Origin of the sequence: Bacillus weihaiensis (genome assembly GCF_001889165.1) — a bacterium.
GTDB lineage: Bacteria > Bacillota > Bacilli > Bacillales > Bacillaceae > Metabacillus > Metabacillus weihaiensis.
In genome coordinates, this window is record NZ_CP016020.1 from 2,039,313 (window position 1) to 2,057,600 (window position 18,288).

An 18,288-nucleotide genomic window follows, 5' to 3' on the forward strand; every position below is an offset into this window, starting at 1 on the left:
ACCCCAGGATTATAAGGGGTGATGCTTAGGAAGAAAAAGAGGCCTTTGAAGTATAAGCAATATGTATAATGATGCAAGCAGAAAAATCCTCTTGTAGCTTCGTGAAAAAAGCATGATATTCATAGACATTTGTTGCCGTTGTCGGGGGTATTTGTTTTGTACGTTTATAATAATCATAAATTTCCTCAACAGGTAACGAGCCATCAAAATAATTATGTTGATCCATAATGACATGCATTGCAACCACATGAACAAATGTTTGTATGCATGGAAACATTTATAGCTTCATATATTACGGTTTTGCTAAACCATTTGTCATTGGTATCGGAATATAAACAATAGGTAACAAGTATATGTTAAAATAACGATTAAACACCAAGCATTTTAGGGATGGGGAAATTATGGATAATTTAAATGAAAGAGAAGAGCTGTATAGACAAATTGTGGAATACTCTTTTGAAACGACAGTAATTCACTCCAATCATAAGATTTTATACATAAACGATGCTGGAGCAGATTTCTTGAGAGCGTCAGACAAACATGAACTTATAGGAGCAAATGTAGTAGATGTATTTACAGAGGAATATAGAGATTTTATTGTTGAAAGAATTCAAAAGGGAGAAGAAGAGAAAAAGGTTGGACAGTTGGTTGAAACAAAAATTTACCGGTTAGATGGATCTGTTATTGAGGTTGAACTTTTCTGCAACCCTGTTATTTTCGGTGAAAGCGAAGCTATGCAATCCATCATAAGAGACATAACTCCTCGCAAAGAAGCGGAGAGAAACCTTATTGAGGTAATGACACCTATTGTACCTGTTTCTAAAAACGTTGCTGTTATTCCATTGGTTGGTTATGTTGATGAGAAGAGAGCTACACATATCTTAGAAAGCATACCTTCAAAGATTCGAGATAATGCCTGGAAACATATTATTGTAGATGTATCTGGGATTTATAATATAAGTGAAGAAGTATTAGATTTTCTTGTTAAATTTCAATCTATTTTAATAGTAATGGGAACTTCTCCGATCATTACAGGGATTAGAGCAGAACTAGCTTATAAGCTGGTTCATGCATGTGGTAGGCGAGATATTTCATCTATAGTTACAAAAGCAAATGTAGAACAGGCATTATATTATTTAAATGAATAGTGTCATAGATTTATAATATGCTCAATTACATTCAAGAACAATTGGAAAGTCTGCCGAAGAATACATTCGACAAATTGGAATTCGAACAGGGGAATGGTTCGAGTCGTTTTATGATGATAAAGAATTAAACTGGACTCCTGATCAGTATGCAGAGATTATTGTTGATCTTAAAAACTCTATCGGAGGTCATTTCACTATTTCAGAAGTACACCCTAACTATGTTGTTGTAAAAGCTACTGGATGTCCATTTGGCGAAGTGGTACAGGATGCACCACACCTTTGCAATATGACATCAAGTGTCTTTGGCGGGATAGCAGCAAGAAGGTTTGGATACGGAAAAAGTAAGCTTGCGAAAGAGAATAGCTTTAGGTCATTCTGGATGTGAGGTGGCGATTTATTTTGAACCAAATGATAGTGAAGACGGGGATGAATACAAAGATTTACCTATTACACCAAAAAACGGAAACCCATTTGAATGGGAAGAAGAAACAATTCATGCATTACATGCGGAACTTGAAAAAAGTGATTCAATGATTTGTGCATTAGTGGAAGAAATAGAGGAGCTAAGAAAGAAGGTTAAAAACGAATAACCAAAAAAGTAAAAGCAACCATTGTTGGAGTATGTGGATGATGAAATTAAAATGAAAGCAAAAAGTAAACTAAAAGATTTATTTGGCGAATATGTAGATACAACGGAGATTGATCATAAACTAGGTAGATCATGATAGGCTGAGTCTGTTTCTAATTTTATGGAAGCAGACTTTATTTTTTATAACACTAGTAGGCATACTTGATGACTAGTTCTTTCTTAATTAAAAGTTAGCAGAAATGATGATAAATCAAACATTTGACCTGTTTTTTAAATTACTATACGTGGAGAAGAGATCATGCAAATTAATTACATAGAGATCAATAGATCTGAAGAGGATTCTAACAATAACTGCATTTAAGGTTATGCGTGGGCTTTAGGTATTAGGAGGAAACAAGTGCAAGGTGATAGAACGTTTGTTCTTTATTGGTGGTATAATAGAATGGCACTAGGTAGGTAAACTCAAGTGTGGTCAGCGTTACCCCGTAAGGAAAGGGGGTGATGCTTATGTTGACAGTATTTCAAACGTTAATGCTGATGATTGCATTTGCTGGTTTGGTGTTGTCAATCATATCTTTTAGAGACAAAAAATAACCCACCCTTGAGCTTTCCAGGCGATAGGTGAGTTATTTCCAACATCGCTGATCCCCTTGATGGGAACCTAGCTATTGTATGACTGTTTGGTGTTAGAGCACCGAACAGTTTTTTTATTTTATGATTTCTCTAGTATTATTATAACTAAAGTCTACATGTTTGAAAAGAAACGAATACAAAGCAAGCTCATTTCTTTTGGTTTAAGAAGGATAAATTGGTTTTCTCTGACAAAATTCCTCACAAATTGTTAAAAATCTGTATTTAATGTATTAAAATAGTACTAGTGATATTTAGATAAGGAAGTGACAAGCATGATCCAGGCAACCAATCTAGTTGAGATTATGAACATAGAAGATACGACACTAAGAAACCAACGAATTCTTGATGAAGTCCAGCCGTTAGCTAGACGAATCATGAACTCATTTCTTCAAAAATACAGTGAACGTGATTCTTATCTACTTCAGCTAAAAATACATACACATGAACAAACGATAAAAACAACGATTGCAGATTCAAAGAATCCTAAATACGCAGAAAAGAAACAGCATTACGGGAACAAGGGCTTTGTGGAATTAATAGATGAAACATTATATGAAAGTCCATTATTTATCCTTAAGCTTGAATTTCATTTAGCATCACGTGAAATCCGAATGACGATGAACTCTGATTTTTACCCGTTTTGGGTGTTCTCAAAGCGTTCTCAGGTTCATGAGCTTGAGAGAATGGTAGAAGAACTGAGTGATGATTTACAGATCTTTACGATTGAAGAGAAGAAGAACTTTATTGAGAAAAAGGATTTTACAGATACGATATGTCAATATGTGAAAAATAAACGCAAACCTACCATTTATTTTGGGAGCCTTCTTCCTTTAGAGAGCACCATAGAAGAAGAGGTGATTGTTGACCTACTTTGGGATACATACCAGAAATTAACACCTGTACGTAGCTTATTAGAAAAAGAAGGATATGAACATAGTCAGTCGATGCTATTAATGAAGAGTATACAAGAAAGTGTAACACCTATTCAAATTGAGCTTTTCTCAAAATCATATTCTGTAAAAATTGAAGAAGATGTAAGAAAAGTAAAAACGAATGAATTCAAGCAATTATTTTATATTTACGATCAAGATCAGTTAATAACAGAAGGACATATTGCCTACTTCACTAGAGACCCCCACGAATCAATCGGAATTATTATTAATAATCGAGGGTACATTTATCATCGAATTCGCAAGTTAGCCACGAAGGAAAACTATGATTGGTTTATTAAAAAATCGTTCTATCATCGTGGGAAATATAATGAAAACAATGAAAATCAAATCTATCAGGAGCAAACACTAGAGCAACTAAAAAATCATGATTTTATTTTAAATGAGTCCAATGCTTTTTATGTAGGAACGTACGAAGGTCATACTCATGCCTTTACCGAGCCAATGACAACGATTCTACAAAGATTAATTAGGGCAGCAGCAATATTTGCCGACGTTCGAGGTTTTCTGACGTTTCCAAAAGGTGTTCAACACTTAGACCAGCAGCCTGAAGAAGAGGATGAAATCGAAATTGATGTAGAGGAATACACGAGCTCTTTCGATTTCACTAACATCCTCGACCTAGTCGAACAAAGTGGCTTTACGTTCTCACTTGAAATCATTAGAGATTTCTACTTAAACCTAACAAGTCTAGATGACAAACACTTTGTTATCTTAAGCGGAATTTCCGGTACAGGTAAAACGCAACTATGTCGCGTATTCGCCAATGCCGTATACGGACTAGATTATAGCGAGGAAAATCCGTACCTCAAAATCGTTCCAGTCCGACCAGATTGGATGGATGCCACATCCCTATTTGGCTACTACAGTTCGTTTGAAAAGCGATATATGAGAACCGAGTTTTTAGAAATGCTGCTGCAGGCGAACGAGGAAAAAGACAAGCCTCATTTCATCGTTTTAGATGAAATGAACCTGGCTCGTGTAGAGTATTATTTAAGCGACTATTTAAGTGCTGTTGAATCAAGAAAACCAATTCAGCTACACAATATGGATGATCTTAAGGATGTCCCAAAAACAATTGAAATCCCGCATAACTTCTATGTCATTGGGACAATTAATGTGGACGAAACAACCCATAACATTTCTGACAAAGTACTTGATCGCTCTTTTGTGATGACTCTATCAGATGTTGATTTTTCAAGCTTCTGGGACTCTTTAGAAGAAAAATTTAAGAAAACGGTCCATACAGAATGGGAGTTATTATTAACGATTCATAAAAATCTTGCAACATACGACCTACACTTCGGTTATCGAACAATGAATGAAATGATACGAAAGTTGTATAAAAATGGTCTGTTGCCTGAGGATTTACGGATGGATTCTTTAGTTGCGTTAGATCGTGTGGTAGCTGAAAAGATTATCCCAAAAATAAGAGGCGATGAACGCATTATCGATTTATTGGACACGCTAGCAAACGTATTTTACCAACAATTTGGCGAAGAATCTCAATCTTATATACATATAGAACGTATGAGAGAGGAATTAGAGCGATATGGCTCCACTCAATTCTGGCGTTAACATAACCGTATGGGATGATCATCAAAAAAATTGGGTCCGACTAAACAAAATCTATTTAGAAGAAGCAAAAATCTATCGTTGGAAAACAAAATCAAAGAACTCATTTCAATTTAAAATGCAGCACCTTTCGCTACCAATGACCAAAACAACCGAAGGCTGGGAGGGAGTCTTCGAAACTCCCTTCCAAAGCGGAATTGTATCTTTTACGATCAGTACCGCAGAAGCAAAAGATTCGATTGAAAACTATGTATATACCGATCATCGTAAGCTAACCGAGCAGCAATACCATTCTCTTTTAGATGATTTATTAAAAGAAGCAAGCATTTGCTTTCAACAATCTGGACTGGAAACTAATATTTCCACGAGCGGATTCACAAGAGAATGCTCGATGCTACAGTGGATGTATATCGAATCATCGATTTTCAACCTAAGAAATACCTTTCAACAAATCACAGCACATCCATTAAGAAATCTTCGTAAAGAAGAAGTATTAATGAGACGAGAACGAGCGAAATCTGTAACACCAAGAAGCATCGCATGGATGGAACGGTATGGTGAAAGCTACGGAGGCTCACCAACAAAGCTACCAAGTCACATTCAATCAACAAAAGTAGAAGAAACATTCAATGTATATGAAAATCGAGTGCTGCTTTTTCAGCTTAATGAATTGCAACTCTTGCTAAAAACATACAGAACGATAAATGATCGTGATATTGGGAGAAAAGCAACGCAATATCTGGACTGGATCTCATTATGGAAAAAAGCAGAATTCCTTCAAGGACTAAGACCCTATTCAGGACCTGTAAAAATCACTCAAGTATTTCGTAAGCACCCAGTCTACAGAATTTGGTACCAATGGTTTACATCACTTTATCAGTTCAAAACAATTACCTTTGATATTGAACAAAAACTAAGCTTAAAAGACACGTATTTGCTGTATGAAATGTGGTGCTTCATGCAAATCATTCGAACTCTACGAGAACTAGGACAACTGGATGATACAGCAGAGTTATTCACCAAGAAGGATGGCTATTATTTTTTAAGATTATCTGAAAACAAAGAAAGTGTGATACACCTTAAAAATGGTGGACAATTAATTTATCAAAGAATCATTCAAATTAATACAAATCCATACTACTCATATACGCAAAGAATGATTCCTGATATTGTGATAGATTACCAAAATCAACTGTATGTGATGGATCCTAAGTACCGCATTCCTGCCAACCTACCAATGGCGCTTGGGGAGATGCATAAATATAGAGATGGGATTTTAGCAAGAGAAGATGATACGAGAGTTGTAAAAGACGTTTATATATTAACACCAACAGAATGTTATATGCCTAGTGATAAGGATTTTTATGATGTAGAGTTTCATGAGAGATATCATATGGGTGCATTTTGTTTTTCGCCAGGAGAACATCATGATGTTTTTAAGGAATGGTTAGGGAAGATTCTTTAACGCTAAGTTAATTATTTTCTTTACAGAAAATGGGAGATAGATTCTTAAGAGTAGACCGAACAGTCTTTTTTAGTTTTTTTTCTACTTTATTATAACCCAATATGAAATGCTTGATAATTGATGAAATACTTAATAAATAGTGTTTAATTAATTAATTCATGATTAAAATTTCTTTAGTTAGCGAATAGGAACATACATTCCATTTTGTGCTATAATAGTTTTACAATAGTTAGGAAACTCAAGGGTGGTCAGTGTTACCCCGATACGAAAGGGGGTGATGCTTATGATGACAGTATTTCAAACGTTAATGCTCATGATTGCATTCTCAAGTTTGGTATTGTCAATCATTTCTTTTAGAGACAAAAAATAACCCACCCTTGAGCCTAGCAGCGTAATAGGGTGAGTTATTATTTACCAACATGCTGATCCCCTTGGTGGGAACCTAGCTATTGTATGACTGTTTGGTGTTCTAGCACCAAGCAGTCTTTTTTAGTTTATGTTTTTCTCCTTTTATTATAACCAAAAATGTGTTGATTGAAAAGTGATGAAAAAAAGTAAGAAACTGAACTCAATTTAATTGAAATAAGTCATCTATACATTAGTTACAGGTATTTAATTGATGATAAAACGAAAAAAATCATGATATTATTAGAAATTAATAGTGAAATATTCATAGGGTTTACCCCAATAGGTGATATTGATCAGGGTCAACATTCAGAAATTATGTATTGTATAGTTAGTAATGAGTTGGTATGGTTAAAGGATATTCAAAGTTTTTCCTTTTTAAATATGACCAAATATGAGGTGTTACGATGTACGAAGTTACTTGGGTGGCTTATGAAATATTTGAAGAACTAGGTAGGTATGAGCAAGTACATAAGTCTCTACAATTTGATTCACTTGAGGAAGCTAAAGAGTTTTATATCAATAAGAAGGAAGATATTGACGTGGAACATATTAAATTATCAATTCTGCTAGAAGAGTTTAGTAGAGCTACTGAAGTTGTATTGTGATAGGGAGATAAGTTAATAATGTTAGTATTGGCAAGTTGCAAGTTTGATGATATCAATCATAACTTTTAGGTACAAAAAATAACCCACCCCTTGAGCCTAGCAGCGAAATAGGGTGAGTTATATACCAAAACGCTGATCTCATTTAGTGGAGCCTAACAATTATGTGACTGCTTGGTGTTAAAACACCGAACAGTCTTTTTTAGTGTATGTTTTTTCAACTTTGATTATAACCCCAGATGCAAGGCTTGAAAGGCGATTAAAAGTAACGTAATTAAGATACTCTTATTCTTAGGGGAGAATTTTCGAGATGCATAAACCCTAGTTAACAATAAGTACCTTTAATTCACTTAAGTTAAAGGGGTTTATTTCTACGAATTTTGGCAAACGTTTTAAGCTTGATTTTTCTTTAATATCTCTTCAATATCGTGTAAAAACTTTAACTGCATCTGACAGTGATTTAACATATTTTCGAAAGTTAATTGAATTAAATCATCAATTTCTACGTACATTGCTTTTTGATCTCTTCAGCTTTAAACGTAGCGATTTATTTGTTTCTTAATCAAGTTCTTTTGTACCTCTTGCTTTTGAATGATTTTGTCAACATATGACAAAATCAAAAAAGATGAATCAACAATCCATCATCTAACGTCTGAAGAGGATATGCTTTATGTAGAGTAGCGTTAGAGGATTTCTTTAGAAACTATTACATTTATAGTTAAACAAACGATAGGTGAATTTAATCAAAAAACGCTACTTACCTCTTTCTTCATCGCTATTGGACACGATCCCTCTAGTCAACAAGATCCAATCCATTTCATGTTATCTACAACCAGCATAGTAAATAACTCCCTTTTTTGTAAAAACTCTTGTTTATTGTTGGAATAAAATAGAAATTTATGTTATTAATGGTTTGTTTAAGAAAAACGAAAGGGGGCTCACTCATGCGTTCACGTTTCATTTATGCCCTAATATGTACTCTAATTTTTGTAGGAGGATGTAGTATAAAAAAAGAAGTAGATTCAATGGAATTACCAAATACTAAAGCGTTTCAGGATGAATTTACTCGTAGTTTGCTAGATTCACCTGCGGAAGTGGAAGAGGGGTATTATTTATTTGAGTCAGATACGGGTGGATATACTATGTTGTGGCCGAAAGATGCGGTTACGGATAGACCGCCATTCTATCAAAGGACGCAAGATAGTTTTGAAAAAATAAGTTTCTATGATAGAAATGAATCGGAAAACTATAGATATTCATATAGCACAACTTATTCAACTTATGGTGAAAGTATGATTGATTCTAGTCTTGCTATATTAAGTGATTCAGTAGGTTACAAAGGCGAATATCAAGAAATAGATAATAAAAATACCCGTATATTTTATGCGAAAACCGAAAAGTACTTTGAAGGTGCAACAGGTTATTTCTTTTTTGGTTATATAGTATCTAAAGAAAGTCTGAAAGGATTGGAATATATTTATATTGCTGAATGTTTAGATTATACAAAGCCTAATTGTTCCATTGACACAAAATTAGAAGAAGAAAAAGCTATAGTTTTTATGAAATCAGTGTTATTCACTAAAGATAATAGAGGTACCAAAAATGAGTAATGAAGAACTCCTAAACAATAATATGTTAAGGGCAAGGATTATGAATGTAGAATATGAAATTCTTTCAGAGAAGGAAATTATTAGTGAAATAAAACGCGTTTACTATGAAGAGAATGGAATTCAATTAACAACTGATCAGATGGGGTTCTAAATAAAATAAGAAGACTGAAATAATATATGCTATAAATGATGCTGCTCCTACAGCGTATCAAATGTCAGTGATTGATTCTACTTTCCGTTCTAGAATCAGAAAGCAATTTTTACTAAAGAATGACCAAGACATCTACAAATTCCCACCCGACGAACTAAAAGCCTTCACCGAAGAATATTAGAAAAACAAAATCGTTGATTCAACAATCCATCATCTTACGTTTTAAGGAAAATGAAAGGGGTCTCACTCATGCGTTCACGTTACATTTATGCACTAATTTGTACTCTGATTTTTGCAGGAGGATGCAGTATGAAAAAAGAGGTAGATTCAATGGAATTACCAAATACTAAAGCGTTTCAGGATGAATTTACTCGTAGTTTGCTAGATTCTCCTAAGGAAGTGGAAGAGGGGTATTATTTATTTAAGTCAGATACAGGTGGATATTCTATGTTGTGGCCGAAAGATGCAGTTACGGATGGACCGCCATTTTATCAGAGAACGAAAGATAGTTTTGAGAAAATTCGTTTCTATGAAAGAAATGAAGAAAAAAACTATAGATATTCTTTTAGCACAACATATTCAACTTATGGGGAAAGTGCAATTGAATCCAGTCTAGGTATATTAAGTGATTCTGTTAGTTACAATGGTGACTACGAATTAATAGAAACGGAGAAAACCCGAATTCGATTTGCTAAATTAGAAGAACCTCTAATTCATTCTACTGCTTATTTCTTTTTTGGTTATATTACATCTAAAGAAAGTGAGAAAGGTCTAGAATATATTTATACTTCTCAATGTCTAGAAAAGTCTTTATCAAATTGTAATATTGATGTTGAAAAAGAAGAAAAAAAGGCGCTATCTTATATGAAAACTGTACAATTCAATTTAAATGAATAGAGGTATTATATTCATGAACAATAAAGAAATAATTAACACTGATATTCTTAGAGCAAGAATAATGAATTTAGTATATGAGAATCTAACTAAAAAAGAAATTGAAAAAGAAGTAAGACGTATTTATTTTGAAGAAGAAAATAAAGAGTTACCATCCAAATTGACAGTATCTCGTTCAGATGACGTACTGAAAGAACACAGGAAAAAGAATAATGATAGCGGATTTGATGGAACCATAATTCACCTTCACAGTGAAGGGAATAACATTAACCAAACTATTACAATTACTAGAGGAAGTGAACTTGGGGAAAAGGATACAAGGAAACCAATAGATTGGACTTATAATTTAATGGGTATATATACCGGTGGAACTGATAATCAATATCAAGATACAAGAAGGTTTTATGATGATGTACATAAGATTATTATTAACAAAAATAATGATCTATCCAAAGTTAAAAAATATGGATTAGGTCACTCATAGAGAGGGAATAGTATTACAATTTTACAGTTAATGTAAGTTGAAAACATTGCTTCTAGATTTGATGCAATTGATGCAATTAACGATGCAGCACCAACGAGTTATCAACTCGCATTAATTGATAGTAAGTTTGATGCAAAGTTGAGAGATAAATACGAATTAAAAGAAGACCAAGACATCTACAAAATCCCACCCGACGAACTAAAATCCTTCACCGAAGAATATGACAAAAACAAAATAGATGAATCAACAATCCATCATCTTACATCTGAAGAGGATATGCTTTATGGTGCTAGTAGTGTAAGGGGATTTCTTGAGATTGGTGGACGCGATGGATTTCTGGATACTGACCCACGGTTTGCAGGCATTCTATAAATTCCTGACGAGGATTGTGTACGATTCAAATGTTTCTTTCGGATTACTCAATTGCATACAATAAAGATGGTTTTGATGGCTTTATGAAATCTCGAACGGAGATTCAATCCGACTGTAAAAGAAGAAAATCCTATCCACCATATGAAATCTATTACATATAGTAAAGCACCGAGCAGAAGAAAAGTAACTATTGAATAAATAATGTGCTACTTACCTTTTTTATCCTTCATCGCTACTCCACAAGATTCTTTTAGTTAAAAAATATTCACCCCTTTACATGTTACCTTTAACTAACATAGAAAATAACTCGATTTTTTGTAAAGTACTATGTTTGCCGTTGACTTAAAATGGAAATTTTATATTTTGAATAATTTGTTTAAGGAAATTGAAAGGAGTCACACATGCGTTCACGTTTCATTTATGCCCTAATTTGCACTCTGATTTTTGCAGGAGGATGTAGTATGAAAAAAGAGATAGATTCAATGGAATTACCAAATACTAAAGCGTTTCAGGATGAATTTACTCGTAGTTTGTTAGATTCACCTGAGGAAGTGGAAGAGGGGTATTATTTATTTGAGTCAGATACAGGTGGATATTCTATGTTGTGGCCGAAAGATGCGGTTACGGATGGACCGCCATTCTATCAAAGGACGCAAGATAGTTTTGAAAAAATATTATTCTATGATAGAAACAAAATAGAGAATTATGATTACTCATTTAGAACAACTTATTCAACTTATGGTGAGAGCGCAATTGAATCAAGTTTAGGAATTTTGAGTGATGGAGTTCGGTACGGTGGAGAATATGAAAGAATAGAAACGAATGATACATATATTTACTTTGCTAAATCTGAAAAGAATTTTGAGGATGAAATTACATATTTCTTCTTTGGTTATATAACTTCAAAATATAGTCAGAAAGGTTTAGAATACATATTTTCAGCTGGGTGCTTGGAGGGCTCTTCAACGAGTTGTACTATAGATATTAGTAAAGAAGAAGAAAAGGCTTTAAATTTTATGAAATCTGTAAAATTCACTAAAGATGAATAGAGGTATTAAAATGAAAAATGAAGAACTACTAAATTATGATATTCTCAGAGCAAGAATTATGAACATTGAATATAAAAATTTATCAGATAAGGAAATAGTTAATGAAGTAAAGAGAATTTGGAGAAAAGGACACTTGGAAACCTATTGATTGGACCTATTCGACATATAATTTAATAGGAAAATTTGTAGGAGGATCCAATAAACAACTTCAAGATGACATAAGATTTGATGATGAAGTTAATGAGTTAATTTGGAAAAAGTTATAATTTACACAAAATAATAAAATATGAATGCGGTCATTCCTTGGGTGGAAATAGTATACCTATTCTACAATAAATGTCTAGTTATGATGATAGTTTATGGTTTAATGATGTATATGTAATAAAGAATGCTGCACCTACGGCTTATCAACTTGCATTAATTTGATGATAAAGTTACTAGCATCATTCAAAACTCCAATAATGGACAGCCGAACCTTAATTAATATGGTTTGGTCATTCATTAGGAGGAAACAACATATCCGTATTACAGTTAATATCCGATGAGAGAGGAGAATTAAGATTTAAGGCTGTATAGGTAATAAAAGATACTGCGCCTACATCGTATCAACTTTCAGTGATAGATTCTAGTTTTAAATGGCATTAAAAAAAGAATTTCAATTTCTAAGTGGCCAAGACATCAGTAAAATCCGACCCGACGAACTAAAAGCCTTCACCGAAGAATATAACAAAAATAAAATAGATGAATCAACAATCCATCATCTTACATCTTAAGAGGATATGCTATTGAGCAAGTAATGTTATGGGGCATGAGAAACTATTACATTTAGTTAAAGCACACGAAAGGTAAGAATTTAATGCTACTTACCTCATCCTTCATTCCTGACAAAGTTTTGCGTACACTTCAAATGTTTCTTTCGAATTACTCAATAGCGTATAATAAATATGGTTTTGATCGGTTTATAAAGTTTCCAACATAAAAAATAAATGGAATACGAAATCGGTTTACTAGTGTCTGCCATCAATTTATAATTTATCTACCAACACCGCAATTATCCTTTTAATTTAAACCATTGTAAAGATATCATAACAACCAATACCAGAATTGCTGCTAATTACTTGTATAAAGTTTGCTTATAATGTTTTACTTATCCAGCTATAAAAGAACAAGAAAAATCTCTACTCCATATGAAAATTATTTCCTTTTGTAAAGCATACGAGAATTAGCTACATGCTTCATACTTCATCGCTATTCAACACCCTCCCCCTAGTTATTAAGATCTATTCTATTACATATTACCTGTCACCAGCATAGTAAATAACTCCCTTTTTTGTGAATACCTATGTTTATTGTTGAAATAAAATGGAAATTTATGATATTAATGGTTTGTTGAAGGAAAACGAAAGGGGTCTCACTCATGCGTACACGCTTCATTTATGCCCTAATTTGTACTCTGATTTTTGCAGGAGGATGTAGTATGAAAAAAGAAGTAGATTCAATGGAATTACCGAATACTAAAGCGTTTCAGGATGAATTTACACGTAGTTTGCTAGATTCACCTGAGGAAGTGGAAGAGGGGTATTATTTATTTGAATCAGATACAGGTGGATATTCTATGTTGTGGCCGAAAGATGCTACTACTGATGGATCTCCGTTTTATCAAAGAAACGGTGATGGATATGAAAAAATAATATATTCAGATGCTAGCATAGAGGATAATTATCATTATTCTTACACAACAACATATGAAACTTATGGAGAAAACCTTATCGACTCTATTCTGACTACGTTAAGTGGTTCAGTTGGTTATACAGGAGAATATAAAACGATTGAAACAGAAAAAACTCGTATTTATTATGGGAAATTACAAGAAAAACTTAAAGTAGATGATAGAAGTGCAACTTCCTATAATTTTTTCAGCTATATTGTATCGAAAGATAGTCAAAAAGGAATTGAATATATTTATTCTGTAAATTGTTATGATGAACTTAATAGAGAGTGTAATATAGACCCTAAAATAGAAGAAAATACTGCACTTTATCTAATGAAAAACGTATCATTTAATAAAGATGAATAGAGGTCATTTATGAATAATCTTGAACTCTTTAATACCGAAATGCTTAAAGCGAGAATAATGAATTTAGAGTATGATAATCTTATTGAAAAAGAAGTAGTCAGTGAGATTAAAAGAATTTATTTTGAAGAAACAGGGAAGGAATTACCAGCAGAGATTACAATTTACCGTTCAGATGAAATATTAAAAACTCTTAAAAACTCTAACATTGACAGCGGTTTTGATGGTACAGTGATACATTTAAAGAGTAATGAAGAGAAAATTAATCAATCGATAACTATTACTAGAGGAAGTGAACTTGGTGAGAAGGATACATGGAGACCAATTGATTGGAGTTATAATATAATCGGAATTTTTGTAGGCGGTACTGATAATCAATATAATGATGCTAGGAAGTTCGATGATACAGTTACTAGTATTATTAAAAAACAAGATTCCGACTTACCTAAACTCGAAAAGTATGGTTATGGTCATTCTTTAGGTGGCAATACAATAACTCTCTTACAGTTATTGTCAGAGGGGAAGTTTTTACCTTTTAAAAAAGTCTATGCAATAAATGATGCTGCTCCAACGGCTTATCAACTATACTCAATAGATCCTAAATTTAGTAGATATTTAAATTTTAAATTTAAAATTATTACAGAACAAGACATCTACAAAATCCCACCCGACGAACTAAAAGCCTTCACCGAAGAATATTACAAAAACAAAATAGATGAATCAACAATCCATCATCTTACGTCTGAAGAGGATATGCTTTATGGTGCTAGTAGTGTAAGGGGATTTCTTGAGATTGGTGGACGCGATGGATTTCTGGATACTGACCCACGGTTTGCAGGCATTCGTGAGTTAGTGGATAAAATTCCTGATAAAGATTTGCGTACGATTCAAATGTTTCTTTCGAATTACTCGATAGCATACAATAAAGAGGGTTTTGATGGGTTTATGAAATCTCTAACGGGATTTAATCCGGCTGTTGTTGATTCGGCTCTTATGAAATGGGAGGAGTTTAATGAAACAGTTAGTAAGATTGAGAAATCTGTTGACGGATTTGGGAAACCGTTCGCTGAAATAAAGGATGCTGATTCGTTTTGGGATTTTGCGAAGGAATCCCTCACACTTCCGTTTGATTTAGTTGGAGCGAAGATGAACTTGCAAAAAGAGCTAATAGCTGGGGCCTTTCAGACACTTGCTAATGTAACGACACTTATTGGTGAAGCTGTCCCGATGATTATTGATATGGCTAGAAGAATACCAGAAATCGTCAAAGCCGTGAAACTAATTTATCAAGACCTAGATCCTATTCTTCAAGCATTTGTTGATGTTGGCTATATTTCACAGATTGAAAAAGATGACATTATGAAGAATCTCAAAGAAATAGAATCTAGTTTACTAGCTATCCAATCCACGATAGAAGATACGCTAGATCCAACCCTTCTACTTGCCTTGAATTCAATGGATTTTAAAAGTCAGGTAGAAAAAACAAAAGAAATTTCAGCAGCCTTTCAAAAAATCAAATCTGAAGTAGAGGATATTGAGGAAGCTTTTGAAGGTCTAAAGAATATCAATACTAGTTTTCTTGAAAACTTCAGCGTTAGTGCACATGCACACGGGCTTGATGCTGTCATCAATGCATTGGTTAAGGATAAAAACATAAGCTACGCCAACAACGATATGTACATGTCACCTACTGGCAAAGGCGAAATAAAAATCAACATTTCCTCTTCAGTACGTATTTACCAAAAAGGTCTCGCCATCTCTGAGGAAAAAGAAACCAATGTCCGAACCTTAAAATCATTATTTGAAACGAATTTTCTTGATGATTACGATGAAAGAAAGCAGAAAATTATAACGAAAATCTCAATAATGGAATCAAATCCAACAAACTATTCGTATCTCTTATCTCAATCAGTATGGAGTCCGCCCGGCGGCTACTATAAACTAACGAGCATCAATGTCAATGAAGAGCTTTTACCATTGCCAGCATCCTTTCATCAATCCTTTTCACAAATGATCGACACCATCCAAGGTGAAATCGAAAAAGAGAAAATGCTTGTGAAAAAAATTAGGGATTCCATCGAAGACCTATTTGCAGAGGAAGAAAAAATTTCAAACATGTTTGATTATCACTATGGAGGATGACAGCATTTATGGGCTCTTATACGCTAAAACACAACTTTGCCGATTCAAAGGAACTAAGCTACAAAGCTACTGAATTAAAAAAATCACTCGACGAGATCCGTGACCTAGGCACTGACTTCGCAACATTCATGAAAAAAGAAATGGAAAATGAAAACGGAGAACTAGTTAACGCCATCAACCAAGAAATCATCGACCAACACCGCAATCATAACCTAATCTTAGACCACTGTGAAGATACGATCACATCCCTGACCAACAACTACACGAACTATGTAAACGATATGAGAAAGCAGGATGTTACTCTTTATTATAAATTTATTTCGATTGTGGAAAGTATGTGAGGTATAGGGACTTACGGGTGTAGGTCTTTTTTTTGTTTGTATTTTCAGAAAACTAGTAAGTATTCCTTAAGTAAAAATCCTCAATATCTAGAAAAATGAAGTACTATATAATGTTAATAATTACATTTAACATTAAAGTGAAAGCAGAATTGGGAATAGACCACCTTTTCTTGATGTAACCGTCATGTAGGATACATTCAATATCAACATGAGATTAAAGATTCACAGTTTTATTATTCATATTAAAAAATTCTATAGAAAACACTTTGACATCTATCATTAAAACTAATAATTTGTGCTGCAATGGTCAGAACAGAATATAACTAAATTAATCACAAAAACTCCTATGTCAATAAAGAGTTGCAATTCAAAAGGACTCGTAAAAACCAAGAAATATAACCTTCGTTGATTTGGAAGCTGCGCAAATTTCTGAGCTTAGGTAGGAGTATCATTTTTAGATGTAAAAATGCTAAAACAACTATAGTTTTAGCATTTTTTAAAATAGGTTTACAGTAGTACAAGTTGGTGTGTTGTCTCTCTTTTTTTAATTAAGTAATCCATGTTTTCTATACTCCATTTTGCAATAGGTGAAATCATCACTCTAGCTAATTCAACTGGAACTGCATTTCCAATCTGTTTATATACTTTATCAATTTGACTGTTTTTACTACCAGCAGTTTTTAATCCTTTTGAAAAAGTAAACCAATCAGGAAAAGTCTGGATTCTGGCTATTTCCTTAGAAGAGAGACGTCTATGTTTTTCAGCACCACCTGGTAATTCCCATAAATCCTTGTCAATCTTTCTCATTGATTCACCTGAAGGATGAAGAGGTGCTTGTCTTCCAGAAGCTTGTATTGTAAAACTTGGGTCTTCCCAAGTCTTTTTTCTATTTCTAGATAGGTACATAGAGGAAAAACCACCTTCATACCATTCACCTGGATCATCAATTAAATCATATATAGAGTCTTTTAATGTTTTATATGGTAGTAGGTCGTTTTTCACACCATGTGTTGGGTTTGGAAACTCATATTTGTATTTAATATCGTTTCTTACGCCTACAATAAAAACACGTTCACGGTTTTGTGGTGCACCATAGTCGACTGCATTAACTAGTTGAAACTTTACTTTGTAACCTGCAGATTCAAAGTCTTGTATGATTTGTTTTGCTACTTCTCCTTTTCCAAGCGTTAATAGTCCTTTGACGTTTTCTGCTACAAAAAAGAAAGGTTTAGTTTGAAGTAAACATCTTATAAAATGAATATATAAAAAATTCCTTTCATCATCAATTAATCTAGGTCCAGCCTCACTAAACCCAGGACAAGGAAATCCGCCTATTACCATATCACTCATTGGAAAGTTCTTAATTTTACGGATGTCTTTTTCAATTTGAAATACTGATGATGGAAAGTTATTTTTATATGACTGATTAGCTTCTTTAAACATGTCAATAGTACAAACAGTATGGAAAATACTGTTTGTACGTAATCTATCGTAAGAATCTTTAATATTATATTGTGATTCAACTTCTTCTTTACCATAAAGCGCATCTAATCCTGCTAACTCAGTACCTAGGTCAAGACCACCACATCCTGAGAATAAACTTACAACATTTAATTTATCTGATCGAAAATTAATAGTAGAGAAATCTTCAGCATCATTTACCGATTGTAAACGTAATTGCTCCTCAGTAATTTTTTCAAGCAGAAGATTTTGCACATCTGCAACATCATAATTCTTTGCCGGTTTATATTTAGCTCGTCCGCGTTCTTCAATTTTCAAAAATATCACCTCTAATAGTTAT

The 18,288-nt window shown here is 33.4% G+C and carries 20 protein-coding genes and 1 pseudogene; 19 read left to right on the forward strand and 2 right to left on the reverse strand.

The genetic code is table 11. From position 1 onward, the window contains the following. Positions 1 to 25: 25 nt before the first annotated feature. The gene (locus tag A9C19_RS09880; RefSeq protein ID WP_072579788.1) at positions 26 to 277 is read right to left on the reverse strand and encodes a DegV family protein; all 252 of its coding nucleotides are present in this window, start codon (positions 275 to 277) and stop codon (positions 26 to 28) included. A gap of 124 nt (positions 278 to 401) precedes the next feature. Here A9C19_RS09880 and A9C19_RS09885 point away from each other — a divergent pair, with 124 nt between their 5' ends. The 19 genes and pseudogenes from A9C19_RS09885 (at position 402) to A9C19_RS09945 (ending at position 16,487) form a co-directional block, all read left to right on the forward strand. Further along, complete coding sequence (locus tag A9C19_RS09885) at positions 402 to 1,148, forward strand: PAS domain S-box protein (RefSeq protein WP_072579789.1); 747 nt, start codon at positions 402 to 404, stop codon at positions 1,146 to 1,148. A gap of 178 nt (positions 1,149 to 1,326) precedes the next feature. Continuing rightward, the gene (locus tag A9C19_RS22245) at positions 1,327 to 1,533 is read left to right on the forward strand and encodes a methanogen output domain 1-containing protein (protein WP_233499276.1); all 207 of its coding nucleotides are present in this window, start codon (positions 1,327 to 1,329) and stop codon (positions 1,531 to 1,533) included. Further along, on the forward strand, positions 1,475 to 1,738 hold the full coding sequence (locus A9C19_RS22250; protein ID WP_233499262.1) for a hypothetical protein: 264 nt from the start codon (positions 1,475 to 1,477) through the stop codon (positions 1,736 to 1,738). The genes A9C19_RS22245 and A9C19_RS22250 overlap by 59 nt, the downstream gene beginning before the upstream one ends. 506 nt (positions 1,739 to 2,244) lie before the next feature. Next, positions 2,245 to 2,331 carry a putative holin-like toxin gene (locus A9C19_RS22255; RefSeq protein WP_267888753.1) on the forward strand — a complete coding sequence of 29 codons (87 nt, stop codon included), beginning with the start codon at positions 2,245 to 2,247 and terminating at the stop codon, positions 2,329 to 2,331. Between the two features lie 311 nt (positions 2,332 to 2,642). After that, positions 2,643 to 4,898 (forward strand): McrB family protein, encoded by a 2,256-nt coding sequence (locus A9C19_RS09895; protein WP_072579790.1) that lies wholly within the window; start codon positions 2,643 to 2,645, stop codon positions 4,896 to 4,898. After that, positions 4,873 to 6,360 (forward strand): DUF2357 domain-containing protein, encoded by a 1,488-nt coding sequence (locus tag A9C19_RS09900; protein ID WP_072579791.1) that lies wholly within the window; start codon positions 4,873 to 4,875, stop codon positions 6,358 to 6,360. The genes A9C19_RS09895 and A9C19_RS09900 overlap by 26 nt, the downstream gene beginning before the upstream one ends. A gap of 286 nt (positions 6,361 to 6,646) precedes the next feature. Next, entirely contained in the window at positions 6,647 to 6,730 is an 84-nt protein-coding gene (locus A9C19_RS22260; RefSeq protein WP_420835824.1) for a putative holin-like toxin, read from the forward strand. Positions 6,731 to 7,172: 442 nt separating this feature from the next. Further along, positions 7,173 to 7,373, forward strand: a complete 201-nt coding sequence (locus A9C19_RS09905) for a hypothetical protein (RefSeq protein WP_072579792.1) — start codon at positions 7,173 to 7,175, stop codon at positions 7,371 to 7,373. 941 nt (positions 7,374 to 8,314) lie between these two features. Further along, the gene (locus A9C19_RS09910; protein WP_072579793.1) at positions 8,315 to 8,980 is read left to right on the forward strand and encodes a hypothetical protein; all 666 of its coding nucleotides are present in this window, start codon (positions 8,315 to 8,317) and stop codon (positions 8,978 to 8,980) included. After that, a complete protein-coding gene (locus A9C19_RS21765; protein WP_158515081.1) occupies positions 8,973 to 9,131 on the forward strand; it encodes a hypothetical protein in 159 nt (52 codons plus the stop codon). The genes A9C19_RS09910 and A9C19_RS21765 overlap by 8 nt, the downstream gene beginning before the upstream one ends. Before the next feature lie 31 nt (positions 9,132 to 9,162). Next, positions 9,163 to 9,312, forward strand: a complete 150-nt coding sequence (locus A9C19_RS22750; protein WP_420835825.1) for a DUF6792 domain-containing protein — start codon at positions 9,163 to 9,165, stop codon at positions 9,310 to 9,312. Between the two features lie 128 nt (positions 9,313 to 9,440). After that, positions 9,441 to 10,028 carry a hypothetical protein gene (locus tag A9C19_RS09915; protein WP_083584344.1) on the forward strand — a complete coding sequence of 196 codons (588 nt, stop codon included), beginning with the start codon at positions 9,441 to 9,443 and terminating at the stop codon, positions 10,026 to 10,028. A 61-nt stretch (positions 10,029 to 10,089) separates the two neighbouring features. Beyond that, positions 10,090 to 10,881 (forward strand): annotated as a pseudogene (locus tag A9C19_RS22560) (DUF6792 domain-containing protein). A 461-nt stretch (positions 10,882 to 11,342) separates the two neighbouring features. Further along, the gene (locus A9C19_RS09930; RefSeq protein ID WP_083584345.1) at positions 11,343 to 11,930 is read left to right on the forward strand and encodes a hypothetical protein; all 588 of its coding nucleotides are present in this window, start codon (positions 11,343 to 11,345) and stop codon (positions 11,928 to 11,930) included. Between the two features lie 10 nt (positions 11,931 to 11,940). Further along, positions 11,941 to 12,078 carry a hypothetical protein gene (locus tag A9C19_RS21770; protein WP_158515082.1) on the forward strand — a complete coding sequence of 46 codons (138 nt, stop codon included), beginning with the start codon at positions 11,941 to 11,943 and terminating at the stop codon, positions 12,076 to 12,078. Between the two features lie 487 nt (positions 12,079 to 12,565). Continuing rightward, entirely contained in the window at positions 12,566 to 12,703 is a 138-nt protein-coding gene (locus tag A9C19_RS22755) for a DUF6792 domain-containing protein (protein ID WP_369127042.1), read from the forward strand. A 704-nt stretch (positions 12,704 to 13,407) separates the two neighbouring features. After that, positions 13,408 to 14,007, forward strand: coding sequence for a hypothetical protein (locus A9C19_RS09935; protein WP_083584346.1), 600 nt, complete (start codon positions 13,408 to 13,410; stop codon positions 14,005 to 14,007). 9 nt (positions 14,008 to 14,016) lie between these two features. Next, entirely contained in the window at positions 14,017 to 16,146 is a 2,130-nt protein-coding gene (locus A9C19_RS09940) for a DUF6792 domain-containing protein (RefSeq protein ID WP_072579799.1), read from the forward strand. Continuing rightward, positions 16,143 to 16,487, forward strand: coding sequence for a hypothetical protein (locus tag A9C19_RS09945; protein ID WP_072579800.1), 345 nt, complete (start codon positions 16,143 to 16,145; stop codon positions 16,485 to 16,487). The genes A9C19_RS09940 and A9C19_RS09945 overlap by 4 nt, the downstream gene beginning before the upstream one ends. A 507-nt stretch (positions 16,488 to 16,994) precedes the next feature. On the opposite strand, the gene A9C19_RS09950 is transcribed toward A9C19_RS09945, so the two are convergent. After that, positions 16,995 to 18,275, reverse strand: a complete 1,281-nt coding sequence (locus A9C19_RS09950) for a DNA cytosine methyltransferase (RefSeq protein ID WP_338022850.1) — start codon at positions 18,273 to 18,275, stop codon at positions 16,995 to 16,997. Between the last annotated feature and the right edge of the window lie 13 nt (positions 18,276 to 18,288).